The organism is Marinifilum caeruleilacunae (assembly GCF_013141825.1).
In the GTDB taxonomy this organism is placed as follows: Bacteria; Bacteroidota; Bacteroidia; order Bacteroidales; family Marinifilaceae; genus Marinifilum; species Marinifilum caeruleilacunae.
Window position 1 is genome coordinate 66,623 of record NZ_RZNH01000010.1, and the last position, 20,084, is coordinate 86,706.

The window sequence follows — 20,084 nt, forward strand, 5'->3', positions numbered from 1 at the left end:
CAAATTTGTTTCATTTCAACCACTCCGAAGTAAGAATCTATAATTTACTCAATTAAAACCACTTGAAAGAATTTGATTTACCAATGCTTCAGTTTACAGGTTAATTCGAGTAAGCGATATGGAAAAGCTAACACTTAAAGCATTACTTTTGTTCACTCTTTTAACATCAGATTCAAGTATGAAAAATCTAAATAAGAACCTAAAACATTTACGAATTCGAAAAAGATTATCGCAGAGCAGACTTTCTGCGCGAATTGGGATTGGAGCCTCATCCATTAGTTCTTACGAACAAAGAAGGAGTACTCCAAAAATCTCTACCCTTTTAAAGTACTCAGATTATTTTAATCGGAATCTTGATGAGCTTGTAAAATCGGATATTGAAGAGGAAGAAAAGGTAAAAAAGCAGGATACAAAAGGAGAAAATTTAAGAATTCTCCCAATTTTGGTTGACGAGAAGAATGATGAAATGATTAGCCTGGTTCCGGTTAAAGCTGCAGCTGGTTATTTAAATGGTTATTCTGATGCCGAGTTTATCAGTGAACTGCCAAACTTTAGAATGCCATTTAGCGAATTATCGGAAAACAAAACCTATCGTGCATTTCAAATTGAGGGTGAAAGTATGCTGCCCGTTCCTGCCGGATCTTACGTTATTTGTGAATACCTGCAAGACTGGGAATTAATTACCGACAACACCTGCCATGTCGTGGTAACAACAGATGATGGCATTGTTTACAAAAGAATCAAAAAGGATTTTGAGAACAATCAGTTGCTACTAAATTCAGACAATAAAGATTACTTATCCTTCGAAGTAAGTTTAAACCAGGTTGTAGAGGTTTGGAAAGCCTTAGGATATGTAAGTTTTCAGCTTCCAAATATCACTGATATTGAATAATATAGAAGTAGAAAAATATTTTTCGAAACTTCATCTGGAATTCACATTAGCAATTGAAAAATTTCCTACATTTGACTGCTTTTATTTATTCTAAATAAATTAAAAAAACAGATCATGAACCGACTCAATGCTACAACAAAATACAAGGGTGTAATTTATGCCATGGTTACAGCTTTTCTGTGGGGATTTTTACCCATATTTTTAAAAGTTGCTTTACAGGATATTGATCCCATTAGTATCGTATGGTTCCGATTTAGTTTTGCCTTTGCAGTGCTCTTCTTGTACTATTTGTTTACAGATAGAAAGCAATTGAATATCATTAAACGTCCGCCTCTTATTCTAATTATTGCTGCCATTGCATTGGGCGTAAATTATATTGGTTTTTTACAAGGATTGAACTATACGAGTCCGAGCAATGCTCAAATTATCATTCAAAGTGGCCCAATAATGCTAGCCCTGGCAGGTGTAATTTTCTTTAAAGAAAGATTAAACCTGAAGCAGATGATCGGCTTTGGAATTGCAGGAATTGGCCTTTTCCTTTTCTATCGCAACCAATTGCAAGAGTTCATTCACGACACCAATGCTTTCAACCTTGGATTCTTTTGGGTAGAACTGGCTGCAGTAACCTGGGTATTGTACGCAGTGCTGCAGAAAAAACTTGTTCAACAATATCCCGCCCAGGTATTAAATATGGTTCTTTATGGAATTCCAGCTTTAATTTATACTCCTATGGCCGATTTTTCAGCCTTTTCGGGATTAGATCTTAAAACATGGGCAATTGTGATCTTTTTAGGCATCAACACTTTAATTGCCTACGGTTCTATCGCACTGGCTTTTAAATACACCGAAGCCTACAAAGTGAGTATCATTGTAACGCTAAATCCGATTATTACTTTGTTAACAATGGCTGTTTTGGCTAAGTTACAGGTAGATTGGATTCAGACCGAAAACCTGAATCTGTTCTCCTTAATTGGTGCTATTTTAGTGATTGGAGGAGCAGTTACAGCCGTGTTTTTCTCAAGAGAGAAAAAGAAAAAAGCAATGGCTAAATCAACCACTTAAACATGGTCTCGAGGCTCAATATGAATTGTAGCAACAAAGCCAAATTTCTTTTTTATCTCTTTTTCTATTTCGGTGGAAATATCATGCCCGGTTTTAATCGACATATCATGAGGTAGCTTAATGTGGAAGGTTACCTCGGTATGGTCTCCATAATTGTGCACATGAAAATGGTGTGGATCAATGGCATGAGGATAAACCTCTTCACAGGTTTTCTTTAAATCTTCAAGCAATTTCTTATCGGGGCTTTCGCCAAGCAATGAGTGAATAGAATCTCTGATAATTTCATAGGCGGCATATCCAATCATAAAGGCCACAATCATTCCCAATGCGCCATCAACCCACCAGAAATATCTTCCAAGAAAAATACCAATCAGAATCACAAAGGAAGAAATAGCATCGCTTCGATGATGCCAGCCATCAGCCTTCAGGACCTTGGAGTCGGTTTTTCGGGCACCATAAAAAGCAAACTGAGCCAGTGCTTCTTTCACAATTACAGAAATAACCATCACCACAATGGCTATGGTTCCAAATTGCGATGATTCTCCATCTTTTAAAGTGTGATAGGATTCAATCACAAAATCGAAGGCTACCAATAGCAGCAGAATCCCAATAATAAATGCACTAATTAAATCGGCTCTACCATGCCCGAAAGGATGATCATCATCGGCAGGTTTTTTCGAAATTTTTGCTCCAATTAAAACGATAACCGAGCTTAAACTATCTGATAAAGTATGCCAGGCATCAGCAATAATCGCAATGGAACCGGTCACCAATCCTGCCCAATACTTTAGTACAAATAAGATCACATTACCGGCAATAGACAGCCAGCCTTCTGTTTCGGCCCAATTCGATTTATTCAGCTCAAATTTCTTCATACAATCTAATAATCAGATACCTAAGTTAACGATTTTAAACTATATTCCCTTTCACTTTTATCAATTGCGAAGCGGCTAATTTTGTATTCTTTTTCGGATCGATATAAAAATCGATTCTTCCCAAAGCAATTCCTGCCCAACCTACCTGGTTGATCAATACCTCTTCACCATCAAGGTTTTGAACACGCTCTGGTTTTTCAAGCAGCGTATGCGAATGTCCACCTAAAATTACATCCACGCCCCTGGTTTGCTTGGCAAATTCTGTATCGCAATCCTCACCAATATGGCTGGTATGTCCCAAATGTGACAAGCAAACTACCAAATCGCAATTGTTTTCTTCTTTTAAAATGCGAACCATTTTTTTAGATACCTCAACCGGATCGATATAGGTAATTGTTTCCCTGTTGTGAGGCTCTACATAGCCAGTTAAATCGACTCCAACACCAAAAACACCCACTTTCAAATCTCCCTTTTCGAAAATATGATAGGGAGGAATCTTGCCCTCCAAGTCGGTTCCCGAAAAATCGTAATTGGCATTTAGCAATGGAAAGTTCAGGTGTTTTAATTGTGAGGCAATTCCTTTGATTCCATTATCAAACTCATGGTTCCCGATATTACCTGCATCGTAACCAATTTTCGACATCAGTTTAAATTCTGCTTCTCCCTTAAAAAAGTTAAAATATGGAGTTCCCTGGTACACATCGCCACAATCGAAAAGTAAAACATGCTCCTCTTCTCTCCTGATTTTTTTCATCAAAGCATTCAAACGGGCAAAACCTCCCAATCCGCCATATTTTGGATCTTTTTCAGGGAAAGGTTCAATCCTGCTGTGCAAATCGTTGGTGTGCAACAAGGTAATTTTCAATTTGGATTTCGAAGCTGCAAAAAGTGATTTTGAGAACAATCCACTACCCAGAAAAACACCAGTTAATCCAAGCTTCTTAACAAATTCTCTTCTATTCCACATTGTAAATCCTCCCATCTTTTTTAGCTGATATTTTTTCTCCTCGCTTGTGCATTTCACTCATGTAACTGATGATTTCCGATCGCAATAATTTATGCATATGTCGAAAGGTTTCACGCTGTTCAAAAGCCGTGAAACCGCCACCACCATTCACCAGGTAGTCTACACTCATTACATGATATATTTTATCATTCTCAATTGCCTGTCCGGCAACTACAACATTTACTGCTTTGCGATCCTTTATTCCCATTCGAAGACCACTCACTCCTTCTCCACCAAAATAGGCCACTCTATGCATTAGGTTGATCAAGTCTTTTCCTTTCATGCCAACAATAACCAACTTGTTTTTAAAAGGCAACATTTCATACACTCTTCCGGTTGAAATCTCTCCTTTCGACAGGGAAGTTCGAATGCCTCCCATGTTCATCAAAACCACATCTACTCCATGATCTAATTTTTGATCAGCACAATACTGATTGCCAATATCAAACATGGCATCAGCAATAAAATTAGACAGCAATCCTTCGGGTTTACCGGTCATTAAATCCATTTCGGCTACCGATATAATTGTGTTCATCTCCCCATCCAACTGGTGTTTGTAGGAATTGATCAGATTGGTTAAACTGGTATCAATTGTGGAAATCTCATCCAGATCGGAATTAACAGAATAATGCGATTCCACTTGGTTTGCAGTATGTTTTGCAGGTCCGGCGCAAGAAATCATTACCGAAACAACAAGAACATATAAAAGTGATGTGATCAGGTTTTTCTTCATTTCTAGAGTAAAATACTTTAAAGTCTTTTTATTGGCTGGTAAAATTATAAATATATTCGATTATCTTCATTAAATAATTGATAACATTTATTTACCGGTACTTAGATAGAATGAATCAGGCTTAGCGTTGAAAGTGTTTAATGCCTGGCCATTTAAATTATTCAGAACCTAAAAATCTATGGTAAGCTGCATGGGTTCCGATTCATTTATTCGGTTTGATATGGTAAGGCCAATCAGGCGAATACTGGTTTTCAATTCTTCCTGATCCAATAAATCTTCTGCCAGTTTTTGTATCATTTCTTCCCCTTGTATGATTTGCAGTAAAGTTCTGCTTCGGGTTTCCTGTTCAAAATTGCTGTACTTCAGTTTCAAAGTAATGGTTCGCCCTTTAAAATCGCTCTTTTCCAACCTTCTAACCAAGGATTGGGTGGTCTTCTGAATGTCTTTCTTAATCTCTTTTGTATCGATTAAATCGGATTGATAGGTATGCTCCGTTCCTACCGATTTTCGAATTCGATTCGGATTCACCGATCTCTCATCAATTCCCCTGGAAATATTGTAGTAATAGGCCCCATGTTTCCCAAACAACCTGCTCAACTCAAGCAGACTTTTCTTTTTTAAATCTTTTCCTTTAAAAATGCCCAGTTTGTGCATTTTGTCGGCCGTTACTTTGCCAACACCATAAAATTTATCGATTTGTAAATCTTCAATAAAAGCCTCAACATCTTTAGGAGGAATGGCAAATAAACCATCTGGCTTATTCACATCAGAAGCTATTTTCGCTAAAAATTTATTCACAGATATTCCTGCCGATGCAGTCAGCCCGGTTACTTCCTTTATTCGCTTCTTAATTTCTTTGGCAATTAAGGTGGCCGATGGAAGGTTTTTCTTGTTGTGGGTAACATCAAGGAAAGCCTCATCGATTGATAGTGGCTCCACCAAATCGGTAAATTCATGAAAAATATTCATGATCTGCTTGGATACCTCCTTGTATCTATCGTGCCTTCCTCTCACAAAAATGAGTTGGGGACATCTTTTTTTGGCAATTTTTGATGACATGGCCGAGCGCACCCCAAACTTGCGCGCTTCGTAGCTGGCAGCTGCAACAACTCCTCTATCTCCATCACCTCCAACTGCTATTGGCTTATTACGCAGCTCCGGACGATCCAATTGTTCTACAGATGCAAAAAATGCATCCATATCGATATGTATAATTTTTCGAATTTCTTCCATGTTTTCCAATGCAAATATTTGAATAATCGTGAGGCATTCAAAAAATAATCGCATGCATTTTTGTAATTTTACGGCCTACTTATAAAATACAAAATCAAGGATTATTTAAGGTGAATAAAATCAAGGATCTCACATCGGGCAATATCTTTTCACAAATTGTGAAGCTGGCAATTCCAATCATTGCGACTTCCTTTGTGCAAATGGCCTACAACATGACCGATATGGCATGGTTGGGGCATGTGGGAAAAGAAACGGTTAGTGCAGTTGGAATGGCTTTGTATTTGGTCTGGTTTGGATCATCGCTCATGTTCATCCCAAAAATTGGAGCAGAAGTTGGGATCTCCCAATCCATTGGAAGGAATCACCTTCCCGATGCTCAATCATTTGCAAAAAATGCATTCAGCTTGTCATTGCTGATATCATCTGCTTTTGCAGTTTTGGTGTGGATTTTTGCAGTACCCATTATCAGCACATTTAATATCGAAAGCGAATATGTAAATGCCACTGCCGTGGATTACCTCCGCTTTGTGGCTTTTGGGATGCCATTTACGTTTACCAACATTAGCATGTCGGGTATTTATAACGGAACGGGAAACACCCGAATTCCTTTTGTTGTAAATACCATTGGACTTATCATGAATATCATTCTCGATCCGATTTTAATTTTTGGCTGGGGAAGTATTCCTGCAATGGGTGCGAAAGGTGCAGCTATTGCTACTGTTAGTTCGCAGTTTTTGGTATTCCTGATCTTTATTTACAATCTACACATCAGGCAGAATCCTTTGAATATTAAGCACTATTTGGGAAAAATTCAGAAACAATTTCTCGCTCCCATTTTAAAAGTGGGCGGACCAGTAGCTTTGCAATCGGTTTGTTTTGCATTTCTGGCCATGCTTCTGGCTCGGGTTTTAAATGGAATTGCCGAAGGAAACGAAATCCCTTTTGCAGTACAATCCATAGGTGCACAAATCGAGGCTCTTTCCTGGATGACAGCATCTGGTTTTTCTACTGCGCTGGGAACCTTCACCGGACAAAATTTCGGTGCCAAAAAATGGGGCCGAATTCAAAAAGGATTTTTTATTACCCTTGCAATTGCAGGATTTATTGGCCTTATCAGTACAGTTCTGTTTCTTTTTGTTGGCGAATCGATTTTTGGTTTGTTCATGAAAAACAGTGAACAGGGCGTTGTTCAGCTCGGCATTGTATACCTTATTATTTTGAGTTTTTCGCAAGTGTTTATGAGTATAGAAATTACTACTACAGGTGCATTTAACGGAGTTGGAAGAGCTATTCCACCAGCAATTGTTGGAATAATTGGCAATATACTGCGCATACCATTCGCCTTTTTGTTTAGCTATACTTTGCTGGATTTATTGCCATTGTTCCAGGATTGGATCTCATCCGAATCGGTTCAGGTTACAGGAGTATGGTGGGGAATTACAGTATCGAGTGTATTAAAAGGGAGTATTTTATTCTTTTGGTTCCTGATATTGCTATACAAACACCCGGAGAATGAACATCCATTGCCATTTCAAAAGTTTTGGATTCGATTAATACCAAGCAGGTTGCGTCAGACATCAATCATTATTAATCCATTGGAAAATGAAGAAATTAAAAAGGGAGCTTAAACTTACCGAAGACGGTTCGCATACATTTTACATGCCCGATTTAGATGAACATTATCATTCCACTCATGGTGCAATGCAGGAATCGATGCATATTTTCCTCAATGCCGGTTTTGCTTACGCTGATAAGGACCCGATTCATATTCTTGAAATCGGTTTTGGAACGGGTTTAAATTGCTACCTCACCCTTAAAGAAGCAGAAAAACAAAACAGGAAAGTCGTTTATCACTCCATCGAACTTTATCCTTTGGAAAAAGATTTGGTTGCCAAACTGAATTACGCGGACGAAAACGATAAGGCATCTACTGATCTGTTCCAAAAATTACACGATTGCCAGTGGAATACGGACATTCAAATCAATAACAATTTTACGCTTCGAAAGCTTCAGGGCGATCTACTTGATTACAAATTTTCGGCTAAATATGACCTGGTATATTTCGATGCCTTTGCTCCTGATGTTCAACCAGACCTATGGAGTCGCGAGATCTTTGAAAAAATTTATCAGGCTAGCAATTCAGAAGCCATACTAGTGACATATTGCACCAAAGGAATCGTAAAAAGAGCCTTGCGTGCAGCTGGTTTTAAAGTAAAACGATTGCCTGGACCTCCCGGTAAGAGACAAATGTTACGTGCCACTCGAATTGATGATTTTGAGCCGCTTGATGAGCAAAAATATTTGTAAAAAAAGCTTAAAATTCCGGCTAATTTCGAATATGTGAAGGAAAAGCCTTACCTTAGTCGATCTTTATGATCATACTAATCATAAGTTTAAACAAGAAATAACAAATAATTATATAAAATGAAGTACACAGAAGAACAAGATAAGGTAAGCTATTGCCTTGGTTTAAGTATCGCAAGCAACCTAATTACATCAGGAGTAAAAACAATTAGTGTTGAACCTTTCATGGAAGCACTTGATGCAGCATTCAATGGTAAAATGCCAGAACTATCACCAGAAGAAGCTAATTCTATTCTACAGGAATATTTTGGAAGAATTCAGGAAGAGCAAGCTGGGGCAGCAATCGAAGCTGGTAAAAAATTCTTAGCTGAAAATGCTAAAAAAGAAGGTGTAGTTGCTTTGGAAAGTGGTCTTCAGTACGAAATCGTGAACGAAGGAAATGGTGATTTACCTAAGGGAACTGATAGCGTAAAATGTCACTACCACGGTACTTTAATTGATGGAACAGTATTCGATAGCTCTGTGAACAGAGGCGAGCCTGCTACATTCCCTGTAAATGGTGTAATTGCAGGATGGGTTGAAGCTCTTCAATTAATGCCAGTTGGTTCGAAATGGAAATTATATGTTCCTTCTGATTTGGCTTACGGCGCGCAAGGTGCTGGTAACCTAATTGGACCTCACACAACTCTTATTTTCGAAGTTGAGTTGTTAGAAATCGTTTAATTATAACCAAAATATAACGCAAAATGAAGTTAAAAGTATTGTCTCTTGCACTAGGTTTGGGTGCAATGGCTCTAGTTTCTTGTAACCAGAACGGGAACAAGGATGTTGCCTTAAACAATCAGATTGATTCAGTAAGCTACAGTATTGGTGTGAACTTCGGTTCAAACCTTAAGAAAAGTCAAATCACTGAATTTAACGAAGCAGCAATTCTCGCTGGTATTTATGATGTAATGGATGACGATTCGCTAAAAATCGAATTACGTGAAAGCGGTCAGGTAATCAATACATACATTCGTGATTTACAAGCAAAAGTAGGAGAAGAAAACCTTGCAAAAGGAGAGAAATTCTTATCAGAAAACGCTAAAAAAGAAGGTATTATTACTACTGCCAGCGGTCTACAATACAGAGTAATTACAGAAGGTACTGGCGATAAACCAGCTGCTACTGATAAAGTTAAAGTTCACTATCGTGGAACAACAATTGATGGAAAAGAATTTGATTCTTCTTTCAAGAGAAACGAGCCTGCAACTTTTGCTGCTAACCGCGTGATTAAAGGTTGGACAGAAGCACTTCAGCTAATGCCTGTTGGTTCTAAGTACGAATTGTTCATTCCTGCTAAATTGGCTTACGGTCCTCGTGGTGCAGGTGGCGATATCGGTCCAAACGAAACCCTAATTTTCGAAGTTGAGCTTTTGGAAATTGTTGGTGCAGAATAATAAAAAATAATTGACCTGTAATAAATCAGGACAATATATTAAAAACAGAACCCCTTTTGATGTCAATCGAAAGGGGTTTTTTGAAACTTTTATCCGCTTAAAAAGAACACACCATTACTTCGTTCTGAGCCAGATCCACAGCCGACAATTTTTTAAGCCGATTTCTTTTTTTTAGATTTGCATTCCTTTGCAACTCACAGCACGATGTTGTAAATTTAAATTCTTGTTTTCGAAAACTGAAAACGAATAAAACTGTATAATAACCAATAAAATAAATAGTCATGTACGCTGAAATTCATACCGAAAAAGGAGTGATGAAAGTAGAATTCTACGAAAAAGACGCTCCAAAAACTGTTGAAAACTTTGTAAACCTATCGGAATCCGGATTTTACGACGGACTAAATTTTCACCGTGTAATTCCTAGCTTTGTAATTCAAGGTGGATGCCCTGATGGAACAGGTGCTGGCGGACCAGGTTACTCAATTAACTGTGAGTTAGATGGAGACAACCAATATCACGACAGAGGAGTTCTTTCTATGGCACACGCAGGTAGAAACACAGGTGGATCGCAGTTTTTCATTTGCCACAACCGCGACAACACTTCTCACCTTGACAGAAACCACACTTGTTTCGGTAAAGTTGTAGAAGGTGTTGATATTGTTGATGATATCCGCGCTGGCGATAAAATCGAGAAAATTGTAATCATTAAAGAGTAATTCCTAAAAGATAATTAGATACAGATGAATTTTGAAATCAACGGAAAAGTAATCGTTAAAGATGATACTCAACAAATTAGCGATCGCTTTAAGAAAAGAGAATTTGTAATTGAAGTAGAAAATGAAAGAAATTCGGAGTGGAACGATTTCATTAAATTCCAATTAACTCAAGACAGATGTGACCTATTGGAACCAATTTCTTTGAACGAAGAAATTAAAGTTTCTTTCAACATTCGTGGTCGCAAGTGGGAGAAAGATGGAAAAGTGAACTACTTCTCTAATTTGGAAGCCTGGAGAATTGAAAAAGTGCAAGCTGAAGCTGCAATTCCTGAAATGCCGGAATTTACTGCTGATGATGTACCACCAGCTCCGGAAGAAGATGATCTTCCTTTTTAATTAAAATATAAAAGCCGCCCAAGAGCGGCTTTTTTTTATTAAAAAAACTGCCCTCCTGGAGAAGAGCAGTTTATCGTCAAAAAATATTGAAAAAATCCGGTCGGCACCGGCTGTGTTTGAACTTACCTAAAGTGAAGAAATTTATTCACAATTCTGTCGAATGCTGCCAATGAAGCCATGGCAACCACCACCACATAAACAATTACAGGAACTTTCGACAAGCTAACAAAAACTCCATTTAGCAACTGATTAATTGGTGTCAGGAATATTTTATCCAGTTGAGTAAAGAAAGGATGATCTAAATCGCTTACCAGCGTTCTTACATCGGTTCCCAGAAGAATTAAGCCTAATACCACCAGTACACCAATAATACCGAACCATTGCTTTCGCGATCGGGTTTGCTTCACCTCAATTGGCTTAGCCAGCCAATCCTGCATCACATCATCCATCACCTTATTGGTAAAGCGATCCGATGGTTCTTCCAACTCAACATCTTTCATTAAATTCTTAATGAATTCGTCTTTATAGATATCTTCTTGCTTGTTCATGATCTCCTTATTTTTCGAAATCTATAATATTGTTTTTAGCTCTCCGTGCAAAATCATTTCCAATTCGGAATATAATTTTTTTCGTGCACGATGCAACTTTACTTTCACGTTTGACTGGCTTAAACCGGTTACCGAACAAACTTCTTCAACCGAATTTTCTTCCAGGTAAAATAGAGTTAATAATGTTCTGTCCTCTGCACTCATGTTTTGTAAAGCCTTTGTAAGGTACTTTTTTCTTTCTTCTGAGCGCAGCTCCTGCAAAGCCGATTGAGTAGACTTGATATTTACCGATGCCGAATAATCTTCATCAATGGAGCTTACATCAAGTTTTTTTTTTCTCAATTTCGATATTGCAGTATTGTAGATGATTCGATAAACCCAGGTCGAAAATTTTGCATCGCCCTTATAAGTATCTATGGCTTGATATGCTTTCAAAAAAGCATCCTGGGCAACTTCTTCGGCATCTTCGCGATTGCCCATTAATTGCAAAGCCACATTAAACGCCATTTTCTTGTATTTATCTACAAGAACAGCATAGGCTCCAGGATCTCCCTCCTTTATTTTTGCAATGTAATAGCTATCTCTTCTAAATGCCATGTTCAATTCAATTTTCAATTAGGCCCAACAATTAAAAAGACAAACTTTCGTCGATAAATGTTGCTTCAAAAGCGAAATTTTTGTGCTTTTATTTCAATCATCTGTAACTTAGACGCACAAGTTCTACAATCGGTTACAGTTAAATTACAATTCGTTTCAATTTTCTTTTTCTTCAAGCTTTACATGCAAGTTAAGGCAATGATTTTCATCTGAATAATTTATCACGTTAAAACTTTCTTAAAATTTTTTGTAACCGATTTAAAAGAGGTGGCGTCATAAAGATGAAAGCAAAAATCAATAAACGGTTTTAGCGCATAAATAAAGAAATAATTTAAAGTTTAACCTTAAATCACATATTATGGATATCACAGGAGTAGTAGCAATAATTTCGGTATTTGGAGTAATTCCTTTGGTAGTATTTTTGGTACACCGCCACAGAGAAAGAAAAGCATTAATCGAAAAAGGCATGGACATTAGTTTATTGCAAGGAGAAAAGAAGTGTAGTACACTTGAAAGCTTAAAGTATGGAATTTTATTAATCGGATTCGCAGTTGGAATTCTTATTGGTAACATTTTGGATGCTTATACAAGATTGAACGAAGAAGTTGCATATTTTTCAATGATCTTCTTATTTGGTGGACTGGCACTCTTAATTTTTTACAGCATTGCAAAAAAGCAGCAGGAAACTGAATAGAACTGTTTTGGCCCAAACAAAAAAATGCGCTTCGGTATGAAGCGCATTTTTTTTATATCTACGAAGTCGTGCTTCTATTTCCCAATATGGAATAGAATTACCTTTTCGGCAGCTCTTTCGCAAACCGGGCAGAAATGTTTCTCGTTGTTCGATTTCATTTTACAATCCTGAACCGGAGAATAAATTCCTTTTGACATATATCCTCCACCTTCGAACACACCTAAAGTTTTTTCATATTCGGGAGTTCGTGGAGTTGGAACTGGTGTCGATTCATCCAGCATATCCTTCCATTTCGAATCAAAATCGACCATGGTGGTGATATTGGGTTCCCAAGGTTCCACTTCCAGGTTGTAGAAACCATCATATGCCACTGTCGAATTGTAATACTCATCGCCAAGTCCAACAAAACCATGTCCAAACTCGTGGCTCGATACTTCGTATGTCAATTGATTATCGGCCGAACAGCTTGAGTAGTAATTATAAAAACCTCCTCCACCATATCGGTCGGTATTAATCAATACAAATATCTGGTCGTAAGGCACATTGGCACAAATATCATGAAGCGCTTTAATGTCGAAAGTAGTTAGGTATCTTGGCACATCGAAAGTGTAGAATGTGGTATTTACCGCTGTGTTCTTGTAAATGTTTTCTCCCGGAATATCCGTTCCCGATTCCTCTGATACCGATTCCAATGCATAAATATTAAATCGCTTTGCATACTTATCGAAAGGAGGAACATCCAATAAATAACCAGCCACTCTTTTTACATCGGCTCGGAATTTATCCATTTCTTCGGCAGTGTAGCCTTCTGCAATAAAGGCAATATCAACACTCTCTTCCGGATTTCCTTTTCCCATCACCTTTGTAAATGGCACATGCATAGGCTTGTCCCTGCCGATAAAATAATTGGCAGGATTAATTTCGTACTCCCAGATTTTCTCCATGCTCCCATCCCATTTTCTCGATTCCAAAACAAAACGAGCCGTCTTTTTAGGAAATGGCATCACATTTACCTGGTAAAATGCCTTTTTCAATTCCTTTGCCTCGGCAGTAGTTTGCCATTCCTGGAACAAGGAGTTAAAACCTTTCGAATAAATCAATTCATTCGACGCCACATCGTAAAGCTGAAAGCGGAAAGTACCATAGCCAAATATATCTACCAAATTAACCGTACTCCCACCCCAGTGTGGCTCTTCTTTAAGCTCCTTAAGAAAAACGGTTTGTGATTCAGCATCACCACCCATCAGGTAATCGATACGAAGGGTTTTATTTTCGAAGTATTTCTCAAATTTGTCTTGTCCGTAGCTTACAAAGCCAATTGCAATAAAAAACAGAACAAGTAAAGTTTTAGCTTTCATTTTAAAGTTGTTTAAGTTGAAGTGATAAAAATACGAAACGTGAATCATAAAAACACCATGAAATATTCAAGTTCATTTTTCTTTTCCTGATCGAAATAGATATCTTAGATTTTTAATTCACACACAAATATTATTCTAGCATGAAAGAACTTTTGGGAGTTCAATTAAAGAACTGGTTAATAAATGAAGGTATTACGGAATACTGGGCTGTTATTTTGCAATCAGCCATTGCAGCAGTTGTTGTAATTCTTATCGCTTGGTTATCTGATTTTATAGCAAAAAAGATACTAATTGCATTTATAACCAGGGTTGTTCGCAAAACTAAAACTCATTGGGACGATATCTTACTGGAACGCAAAGTTTTTAATAAGATATCACATTTTGCACCTGCTTTAATCATCTATTCGAGTGCCAGCTTAATCGATCATCCATCCTGGAGTAATTTCATTGAAAATGGAGCATATGTATACATGGTTGTCTTGGCCATTATGCTACTTGATACTTTCCTAAATGCCAGTAATGATATTTACAATACCATGCCGGTGAGTAAAACCCGGCCTATAAAAGGATACATACAAATTGTAAAAATCTTCTTTTATGCCTTGGGAATTATAGCCATAATAGCGGTTTTATTCGATAAAAATCCGCTAACCATTATTGCCGGGATGGGAGCCTTTGCAGCTGTTATTCTCTTGATTTTTAAAGATACCATTTTAGGTTTCGTTGCTTCCATTCAGCTTTCGGCCAACAAAATGGTGAACATTGGCGATTGGATTTCCATGCCATCGAAAGGTGCCGACGGAACTGTAATTGATATCAGTTTAAATACAGTAAAAGTTCAAAACTGGGACAAAACCATCAGCACCATTCCTACTTATGCATTGGTTTCTGAATCATTCAACAACTGGAAAGGAATGGAAGAATCAGGCGGTAGAAGAATAAAACGCCATTTGAATATTGATGTAAAATCGATTCATTTTCTTTCTGAAGAAGACATTAACAAGTTTGAAAAGATCCATTTGATTCAGGATTACATGAAAGAAAAGATGGAAGAAATTCGATCTGCTAATCCCGAAGGAGAAATTCCTGTAAACCAAAGAAGGCTAACCAATGTAGGTACATTCAGAAAATACATCGAAGCATATTTACAAAGCCATCCAAAAATTCATAAGAACATGACCTTCCTGGTTCGCCAGTTGCAACCTTCCGAAAAAGGCTTGCCTATTGAGATTTATGTATTCTCGAACGACCAGGCATGGGCAAATTACGAGGCAATTCAGGCCGATATTTTCGATCACATCTTTGCCATTGTACCAGAATTCAACTTAAAAGTTTTCCAGAACCCTACTGGCGACGATTTCCAAAAATTAATGAACTAATATCAATGAAAAATTTTCTTAAAAATCTCACCTTTTTCGAATCCTTAGGCTGGTTTGGAAACATTATACTAAGTATCGGGGTGATTCCACAGGTTGTTCAGACCTGGAAAACACATGATGTAGACAGCTTTAACTGGCCATTTCTGCTGATGTGGGCTTTTGGAGTACTCTTTACTTTTATCTATATTGTGAATGGCGATTTAAATTCGGGCAAGAGGCAATACCCACTTTGGCTAAACTATATGGTAAATATTGTGGCCACCTTTTACCTCTGCTATGCCAAATTAATTTATTCATAAACACGAAATCTAAGCTTAATCCAAAATTGATATGAAGAAATTTTTTACCCTTATTCTTATACTAAGCAGTTTATGCTCATTCGCTCAAACCAAAGTTGGTAATGTTGAACTGCCATCGGAAATGATGGTTAAGGAGACCAAAATGCATTTACAGGGAGCTGGAACCAGAGTAAAACTTTGGATGGATATGTATGCAATGGGATTATATCTTGAAAACAAAAGCAATGATGCCATGCAAATTATTAATGAAGACAAGTGCATGGGCATACGACTTGAAATTATTTCGGGTTTAATAACTGCTGAGAAAATGGAAAAAGCCACACGCGATGGTTTCAAAAACTCTACCAAAAACAACACAAAAGCCGTCGATTCCAGGATCAACGATTTCTTATCGGTATTCTTAAGTGGAGTGGAAAAGAAGGATGTATTCGAATTTGTTTACAATCCGGACGAAGGAACACTGGTTTATAAAAATGGCGAGCTGAAAAAAGAGATTAATGGCCTGGATTTTAAAAAGGCACTTTTTGGAATTTGGCTCTGCGATAAACCTGCCGATAAAAATTTGAAAGAAGATCTTTTAAAGTAGAAGCAAAATAGAATAAGGAGTGATATTAAGTCACTCCTTTTTTATTCGTCCATATTTTATTGCTTTGTGTAAACATGGGAATTGTATTCTAAATAATGCATTTACAAATGCGGTTCGAAAAAAAACTCTATCTTAGCGCACACACCAAACTTATTATCCTGCGGGATAACTTTTATTACAACTCTTTCGGACTTTAGAAATCTGTTTCTTGAGCTAATATTTTGCGCACATAAATTGCGCACATTTATGAAACAAAAACAATGACAATGAGTACCAAGAGATTTTCAAAAATTGTAGGTTCAGGTAGCTATTTACCTAGTATCGAAGTAAAAAACTCCCACTTTTTGAACCATGATTTTTTTGAACCGAACGGACAAAAAATTGAAACTCCAAACGAGGAAGTCATCGAAAAGTTCCGCGAGATTACCGGAATTGAGGAGAGAAAATACGCTACCGAAAAGCAGCAGGCATCCGATTTGGCTTACCTGGCCGCAAAAGATGCGCTCGATTCTTCGAACATCGATAAAGAAAGTATCGATTACATTCTGGTTGCGCATAATTATGGCGATATCAAGCCAAATTCTACTTTAACCAACCAGCTACCTTGCCTGGCTGCAAAAGTGAAAAACCTTCTGCAAATCGAAAACCCAAAGTGTATTGCCTACGATATTCTTTTTGGCTGTCCAGGTTGGGTTCAGTTAATGATTCAGGCCAACTATTACATTAAATCGGGCGACGCCGACAGGGTATTGGTAATTGGTGCAGAAACGCTTTCGCGTGTTTGCGATCCGCACGACAGAGACAGTATGATTTATTCTGATGGTGCCGGAGCAACCATTTTGGAAGCTTACGAATCGGATGAAAATACGGGCATCCTGTCACATGCCATGAGAACAGACACAAAAGATCAGGCCTATTTTTTAAGATCAGACATTTCTGACAATGCCGATTTTGAAGGAAACAGTAACAGCCATTTCATTAAGATGTTCGGACGTAAAATTTATGAATATGCCATTACCAATGTTCCGGGTGTTGTAAAGGAAAGTATCGATAAGGCTGGTTTAGACATCAAAGACATTAAGAAAATCTTAATACACCAGGCAAACGAAAAAATGGACGAAGCCATTGGTAAACGCTTATTCAGACTGTACAAAGAGAGAGAAGTACCAGAAGATATCATGCCAATTATCCTAAAAAACATGGGTAATAATTCGGTTGCCACAGTGCCGGTGCTTTACGATCAAATTGCAAAAGGAACACTAAATGGACACAATCTGAATGAAGGCGATTACGTTGTTTTTGCATCGGTTGGAGCAGGAATGAATATCAATTCATTCGTTTATAAGGTTTGATGTTAAAGCATGTATGAAATGTTAAAATTTTATCTTTTTTAATAAAGATTTATCTAAAAGTGTTGGATTCAAAAATAATTTTTCTAAATTAGCAGGGCTGAATCTGATAGAGGCTAGAGAATAAAAGGGATTGAGGAGAATAGGATATTATCAGATTTGATTTTAAAATTGCATTCTAACCCTAAAATTACTATAAATATTACCCGAATCAAGACTACTTGGTTCGGGTAATTTTTTGTCCGAAAATGACGAGAAAGAATCCAAATTAGATGCACCAAATGGATTCCCTGAAAAAATCCTTTATCTTTCCGCTCTAACCTTATTCTAATGAGCCTAATCTATCAAATATCAATCCTTACCTGCCTGATTTTTTCGATTATTCTGTTGGCAGGATTAGTTTACGCATCTATCATTTTTTACCAGGAAAAGGAAAACAGGGCTGCATTCAGAGCACTTTTATTGGCCTTGTTACTGCCACCTATTTACTTTCTAAGCTGGTTTTACAATTGGGAAATTGTTGCATTAATACTTAGTGCCGACCTTGTACTAATGGGCATTTTATTCTTTATCTCTTTTGGTAAAAAAGCTCAGATCACCGATGATATTCCAAAACATCAGATTGATGAAAGAGATATCATGTTTGCCAGAAATGAGCTTAAAGTGAATACAGATCGATACAAGGAGTACTATTCTAAAAACCCCGACAAGCTGGATCTTGACAATGGGTTTAGAAAAGAACCAGGTTTAACGGCTGAAAAATCGATTTTCTATAATGAAGTAGCATATAAAGCAGGTAATTCTAGCTTTTTTGCAGTTGAGCAGTTTAAAAATTCGGTAGATGGACCGGTTCATCACAGCAAGTCTGATATCAGCAGTAGTGAACTAAGCAAATTCCTTAAAGACTGGAGCAAAAAACTGGGAGCATTGGATGTTGGTATCACCAAACTGGAAAACTATCACTTCTATTCGCATAAAGGAAGAGGTGAAGAGTACGGCAATCCCATTGAGAGTGTTCACAGTCATGCCATCGCATTTACGGTTGAAATGAGCCAGGAGATGGTGGCAGCGGCGCCACAATCCTCCATTGTAATGGAATCGGCACAGCAATATTTAGAAGCTGGACGAATTGCCGTTCAGCTGGCACAATTTCTTCGAAGCATGGGCTTTTCGGCCCGCGCTCATATCGATGGCAACTACCAATTGGTTTGTCCGTTGGTAGCTCGCGATGCCGGTTTGGGCGAAATTGGCAGAATGGGCTTACTAATGACTCCCAAAGAAGGTCCAAGGGTGAGATTGGGTGTGGTTAGTACAGATTTTAAACTGCGAACAGACACAAGGATAAAAGACAACTCGATGCTCGACTTTTGTTTGCAATGTAAGAAGTGCGCCGAGGTGTGTCCAAGCAAATCCATTTCTTTTGATGATCCGAAATTGGTAAATGGCATTAAGAGATGGCAGATCAATTCGGAATCCTGTTTTACCTACTGGTGCAAAGCCGGAACCGATTGTGGTCGTTGCATGGCATGCTGTCCTTATTCTCATCCCGACAACTTGCTGCACAATTTCATTCGATTCGGCATTAAAAAATCATCTCTTTTCAGAATGTTGGCAGTGCATCTGGATGATTTCTTTTATGGGAGAAAACCAAAATCGGCCGAGCTTCCATCCTGGATTCCAAATCATGAAAAAGCGCAGAAATAAATATTCCTGCGCCATTGGTTGATCTTGATTTACTGATACTGCTTTGCAGTCTCAAAATCGTTGCACTTTTTATACAGGTTATACAAGGCGTTCTTCAAGTTTTTGTTGGGCTTGGCTTTGTAAGCAATCAGTAACATGGGTTCTGCTTCTCGCATTTTCTTGCGATAAACGGCCAATTTCTGCTTACATTTCTGATAATCATCATCACTTGGCTTTGCCAGGGATTCATAGGATTTTACCGCTTTGTCGTATCCAGCATTGGCTTTTAAAAACAAAATCATTCCCAGGTTCATATTAGAGCTGGCATCGCTTGGCTTTAGTTCAATTGCCTTTCGATATTCAGTCTTCGCACTCTCCAAATCTTTTAACTTTTGATGCGCAACTGCTTTGAAATAATGATACTTGTGATTTGTAGGATACCATGCAATCAATTCTTCGCAAACAGGCAATAATTTCTCGAACTGTTTTGAGTTCATGTACAGGTAAGATAAACTCTTCACGGCCTTTCGATATTCGTGAGGCATATTTACTTTTTTGGCCAGCAGTACAAATTCCTGGCCTTCAATATTCTTTTCCGATTTATAAATGGCCAGGCATTTTGAATAAAAACTCGGACCTGGAGTACCCATTTCCATAGCCTTTCTGTAGTTTGTTTTTGCCTCCTCAATATTTCCCAGTTCCTGCTGGCAAACACCAATATAGCCATATGCCCACGATTTTTGCATGCGATCTCCAATACCACTTTCCACCAATTTTTGGTAATCGTGTAAAGCTTCTTTGTATTTTTTTTCGAAAAACTTGCTGTTCGCCTTATTCAATTCGGTGTCGAAATCTTGTGCATACAAAATCAACGAAAACAAGACCAATAGAGATGTAAATATTCCTTTCATAATTCAAGTTTGTTAATGATTCTC

General features: G+C 37.8%; 22 protein-coding genes. 14 read left to right on the forward strand and 8 right to left on the reverse strand.

The features are described from left to right. Positions 1-178: 178 nt before the first annotated feature. Together ELS83_RS08055 and ELS83_RS08060 are read left to right on the forward strand one after the other, a co-directional pair. Positions 179-892 carry an XRE family transcriptional regulator gene (locus ELS83_RS08055; protein ID WP_171595029.1) on the forward strand — a complete coding sequence of 238 codons (714 nt, stop codon included), beginning with the start codon at positions 179-181 and terminating at the stop codon, positions 890-892. A 114-nt stretch (positions 893-1,006) separates the two neighbouring features. Next, positions 1,007-1,954 (forward strand): DMT family transporter, encoded by a 948-nt coding sequence (locus ELS83_RS08060; RefSeq protein ID WP_171595030.1) that lies wholly within the window; start codon positions 1,007-1,009, stop codon positions 1,952-1,954. Here the strand turns inward: ELS83_RS08060 and ELS83_RS08065 are convergent. The 4 genes from ELS83_RS08065 to dinB all read right to left on the reverse strand — a co-directional run bounded on the left by ELS83_RS08065 (position 1,951) and on the right by dinB (position 5,855). Further along, positions 1,951-2,829 carry a cation diffusion facilitator family transporter gene (locus ELS83_RS08065; protein ID WP_249414423.1) on the reverse strand — a complete coding sequence of 293 codons (879 nt, stop codon included), beginning with the start codon at positions 2,827-2,829 and terminating at the stop codon, positions 1,951-1,953. The genes ELS83_RS08060 and ELS83_RS08065 overlap by 4 nt on opposite strands. Positions 2,830-2,863: 34 nt before the next feature. After that, positions 2,864-3,811, reverse strand: a complete 948-nt coding sequence (locus tag ELS83_RS08070; protein ID WP_216616430.1) for a bifunctional metallophosphatase/5'-nucleotidase — start codon at positions 3,809-3,811, stop codon at positions 2,864-2,866. After that, a complete protein-coding gene (locus ELS83_RS08075) occupies positions 3,786-4,568 on the reverse strand; it encodes a 5'-nucleotidase C-terminal domain-containing protein (protein ID WP_171595031.1) in 783 nt (260 codons plus the stop codon). Before ELS83_RS08075 ends, ELS83_RS08070 begins: the two co-directional genes overlap by 26 nt. A 168-nt stretch (positions 4,569-4,736) precedes the next feature. Further along, positions 4,737-5,855, reverse strand: a complete 1,119-nt coding sequence (dinB, locus tag ELS83_RS08080) for a DNA polymerase IV (protein WP_249414424.1) — start codon at positions 5,853-5,855, stop codon at positions 4,737-4,739. 56 nt (positions 5,856-5,911) lie between these two features. Between dinB and ELS83_RS08085 the strand changes: the two genes are divergently transcribed. The 6 genes from ELS83_RS08085 (at position 5,912) to ELS83_RS08110 (ending at position 10,656) form a co-directional block, all read left to right on the forward strand. Next, the gene (locus tag ELS83_RS08085) at positions 5,912-7,429 is read left to right on the forward strand and encodes an MATE family efflux transporter (RefSeq protein WP_171595032.1); all 1,518 of its coding nucleotides are present in this window, start codon (positions 5,912-5,914) and stop codon (positions 7,427-7,429) included. Continuing rightward, entirely contained in the window at positions 7,404-8,108 is a 705-nt protein-coding gene (gene mnmC2, locus ELS83_RS08090; RefSeq protein ID WP_171595033.1) for a tRNA (5-methylaminomethyl-2-thiouridine)(34)-methyltransferase MnmC2, read from the forward strand. Before ELS83_RS08085 ends, mnmC2 begins: the two co-directional genes overlap by 26 nt. Before the next feature lie 117 nt (positions 8,109-8,225). After that, on the forward strand, positions 8,226-8,828 hold the full coding sequence (bamJ, locus tag ELS83_RS08095) for a BamJ family beta-barrel-assembly machinery protein (protein WP_171595034.1): 603 nt from the start codon (positions 8,226-8,228) through the stop codon (positions 8,826-8,828). 23 nt (positions 8,829-8,851) lie between these two features. Then, the gene (gene bamJ, locus ELS83_RS08100) at positions 8,852-9,544 is read left to right on the forward strand and encodes a BamJ family beta-barrel-assembly machinery protein (RefSeq protein WP_171595035.1); all 693 of its coding nucleotides are present in this window, start codon (positions 8,852-8,854) and stop codon (positions 9,542-9,544) included. Positions 9,545-9,825: 281 nt separating this feature from the next. After that, a complete protein-coding gene (locus ELS83_RS08105) occupies positions 9,826-10,260 on the forward strand; it encodes a peptidylprolyl isomerase (RefSeq protein WP_171595036.1) in 435 nt (144 codons plus the stop codon). Between the two features lie 24 nt (positions 10,261-10,284). Beyond that, entirely contained in the window at positions 10,285-10,656 is a 372-nt protein-coding gene (locus ELS83_RS08110) for a DUF3127 domain-containing protein (protein ID WP_171595037.1), read from the forward strand. A 122-nt stretch (positions 10,657-10,778) separates the two neighbouring features. Here the strand turns inward: ELS83_RS08110 and ELS83_RS08115 are convergent, their stop codons facing one another. Next, a complete protein-coding gene (locus tag ELS83_RS08115; protein ID WP_171595038.1) occupies positions 10,779-11,204 on the reverse strand; it encodes a hypothetical protein in 426 nt (141 codons plus the stop codon). Positions 11,205-11,225: 21 nt separating this feature from the next. Next, the gene (locus tag ELS83_RS08120) at positions 11,226-11,801 is read right to left on the reverse strand and encodes an RNA polymerase sigma factor (RefSeq protein WP_171595039.1); all 576 of its coding nucleotides are present in this window, start codon (positions 11,799-11,801) and stop codon (positions 11,226-11,228) included. Between the two features lie 358 nt (positions 11,802-12,159). Between ELS83_RS08120 and ELS83_RS08125 the strand changes: the two genes are divergently transcribed. Further along, positions 12,160-12,495 carry a DUF6249 domain-containing protein gene (locus tag ELS83_RS08125; protein ID WP_171595040.1) on the forward strand — a complete coding sequence of 112 codons (336 nt, stop codon included), beginning with the start codon at positions 12,160-12,162 and terminating at the stop codon, positions 12,493-12,495. Positions 12,496-12,569: 74 nt separating this feature from the next. Here ELS83_RS08125 and ELS83_RS08130 read toward each other — a convergent pair whose 3' ends face one another. Continuing rightward, entirely contained in the window at positions 12,570-13,853 is a 1,284-nt protein-coding gene (locus tag ELS83_RS08130; RefSeq protein ID WP_171595041.1) for a M64 family metallopeptidase, read from the reverse strand. 140 nt (positions 13,854-13,993) lie between these two features. Here ELS83_RS08130 and ELS83_RS08135 point away from each other — a divergent pair, with 140 nt between their 5' ends. The 5 genes from ELS83_RS08135 (at position 13,994) to ELS83_RS08155 (ending at position 19,170) form a co-directional block, all read left to right on the forward strand. After that, positions 13,994-15,232 (forward strand): mechanosensitive ion channel family protein, encoded by a 1,239-nt coding sequence (locus tag ELS83_RS08135; RefSeq protein WP_171595042.1) that lies wholly within the window; start codon positions 13,994-13,996, stop codon positions 15,230-15,232. A 5-nt stretch (positions 15,233-15,237) separates the two neighbouring features. Further along, positions 15,238-15,531 carry a PQ-loop domain-containing transporter gene (locus tag ELS83_RS08140; protein ID WP_171595043.1) on the forward strand — a complete coding sequence of 98 codons (294 nt, stop codon included), beginning with the start codon at positions 15,238-15,240 and terminating at the stop codon, positions 15,529-15,531. Positions 15,532-15,562: 31 nt separating this feature from the next. Beyond that, complete coding sequence (locus ELS83_RS08145; RefSeq protein WP_171595044.1) at positions 15,563-16,117, forward strand: chalcone isomerase family protein; 555 nt, start codon at positions 15,563-15,565, stop codon at positions 16,115-16,117. A 266-nt stretch (positions 16,118-16,383) separates the two neighbouring features. Beyond that, on the forward strand, positions 16,384-17,469 hold the full coding sequence (locus ELS83_RS08150; protein WP_171595045.1) for a 3-oxoacyl-ACP synthase III family protein: 1,086 nt from the start codon (positions 16,384-16,386) through the stop codon (positions 17,467-17,469). A 327-nt stretch (positions 17,470-17,796) separates the two neighbouring features. Continuing rightward, positions 17,797-19,170 (forward strand): 4Fe-4S dicluster domain-containing protein, encoded by a 1,374-nt coding sequence (locus ELS83_RS08155; RefSeq protein ID WP_171595046.1) that lies wholly within the window; start codon positions 17,797-17,799, stop codon positions 19,168-19,170. 29 nt (positions 19,171-19,199) lie between these two features. Here the strand turns inward: ELS83_RS08155 and ELS83_RS08160 are convergent, their stop codons facing one another. Next, positions 19,200-20,060 (reverse strand): tetratricopeptide repeat protein, encoded by an 861-nt coding sequence (locus ELS83_RS08160; RefSeq protein WP_171595047.1) that lies wholly within the window; start codon positions 20,058-20,060, stop codon positions 19,200-19,202. Positions 20,061-20,084: the final 24 nt, after the last annotated feature.

What these genes read in the sequence shown, in the direction of transcription:
- ELS83_RS08145 (WP_171595044.1), top strand. Translation starts at nt 15,563, where the DNA reads ATGAAGAAATTTTTTACCCTTATTCTTATACTAAGCAGTTTATGCTCA.
- ELS83_RS08110 (WP_171595037.1), top strand. Translation starts at nt 10,285, where the DNA reads ATGAATTTTGAAATCAACGGAAAAGTAATCGTTAAAGATGATACTCAA.
- ELS83_RS08115 (WP_171595038.1), bottom strand. Translation starts at nt 11,204, where the DNA reads ATGAACAAGCAAGAAGATATCTATAAAGACGAATTCATTAAGAATTTA.
- ELS83_RS08060 (WP_171595030.1), top strand. Translation starts at nt 1,007, where the DNA reads ATGAACCGACTCAATGCTACAACAAAATACAAGGGTGTAATTTATGCC.
- ELS83_RS08140 (WP_171595043.1), top strand. Translation starts at nt 15,238, where the DNA reads ATGAAAAATTTTCTTAAAAATCTCACCTTTTTCGAATCCTTAGGCTGG.
- dinB (WP_249414424.1), bottom strand. Translation starts at nt 5,855, where the DNA reads ATGCGATTATTTTTTGAATGCCTCACGATTATTCAAATATTTGCATTG.
- ELS83_RS08120 (WP_171595039.1), bottom strand. Translation starts at nt 11,801, where the DNA reads ATGGCATTTAGAAGAGATAGCTATTACATTGCAAAAATAAAGGAGGGA.
- ELS83_RS08070 (WP_216616430.1), bottom strand. Translation starts at nt 3,811, where the DNA reads ATGGGAGGATTTACAATGTGGAATAGAAGAGAATTTGTTAAGAAGCTT.
- ELS83_RS08150 (WP_171595045.1), top strand. Translation starts at nt 16,384, where the DNA reads ATGAGTACCAAGAGATTTTCAAAAATTGTAGGTTCAGGTAGCTATTTA.
- ELS83_RS08055 (WP_171595029.1), top strand. Translation starts at nt 179, where the DNA reads ATGAAAAATCTAAATAAGAACCTAAAACATTTACGAATTCGAAAAAGA.
- ELS83_RS08075 (WP_171595031.1), bottom strand. Translation starts at nt 4,568, where the DNA reads ATGAAGAAAAACCTGATCACATCACTTTTATATGTTCTTGTTGTTTCG.
- mnmC2 (WP_171595033.1), top strand. Translation starts at nt 7,404, where the DNA reads ATGAAGAAATTAAAAAGGGAGCTTAAACTTACCGAAGACGGTTCGCAT.
- ELS83_RS08135 (WP_171595042.1), top strand. Translation starts at nt 13,994, where the DNA reads ATGAAAGAACTTTTGGGAGTTCAATTAAAGAACTGGTTAATAAATGAA.
- ELS83_RS08105 (WP_171595036.1), top strand. Translation starts at nt 9,826, where the DNA reads ATGTACGCTGAAATTCATACCGAAAAAGGAGTGATGAAAGTAGAATTC.
- bamJ (WP_171595035.1), top strand. Translation starts at nt 8,852, where the DNA reads ATGAAGTTAAAAGTATTGTCTCTTGCACTAGGTTTGGGTGCAATGGCT.
- ELS83_RS08155 (WP_171595046.1), top strand. Translation starts at nt 17,797, where the DNA reads ATGAGCCTAATCTATCAAATATCAATCCTTACCTGCCTGATTTTTTCG.
- ELS83_RS08130 (WP_171595041.1), bottom strand. Translation starts at nt 13,853, where the DNA reads ATGAAAGCTAAAACTTTACTTGTTCTGTTTTTTATTGCAATTGGCTTT.
- bamJ (WP_171595034.1), top strand. Translation starts at nt 8,226, where the DNA reads ATGAAGTACACAGAAGAACAAGATAAGGTAAGCTATTGCCTTGGTTTA.
- ELS83_RS08125 (WP_171595040.1), top strand. Translation starts at nt 12,160, where the DNA reads ATGGATATCACAGGAGTAGTAGCAATAATTTCGGTATTTGGAGTAATT.
- ELS83_RS08160 (WP_171595047.1), bottom strand. Translation starts at nt 20,060, where the DNA reads ATGAAAGGAATATTTACATCTCTATTGGTCTTGTTTTCGTTGATTTTG.
- ELS83_RS08065 (WP_249414423.1), bottom strand. Translation starts at nt 2,829, where the DNA reads ATGAAGAAATTTGAGCTGAATAAATCGAATTGGGCCGAAACAGAAGGC.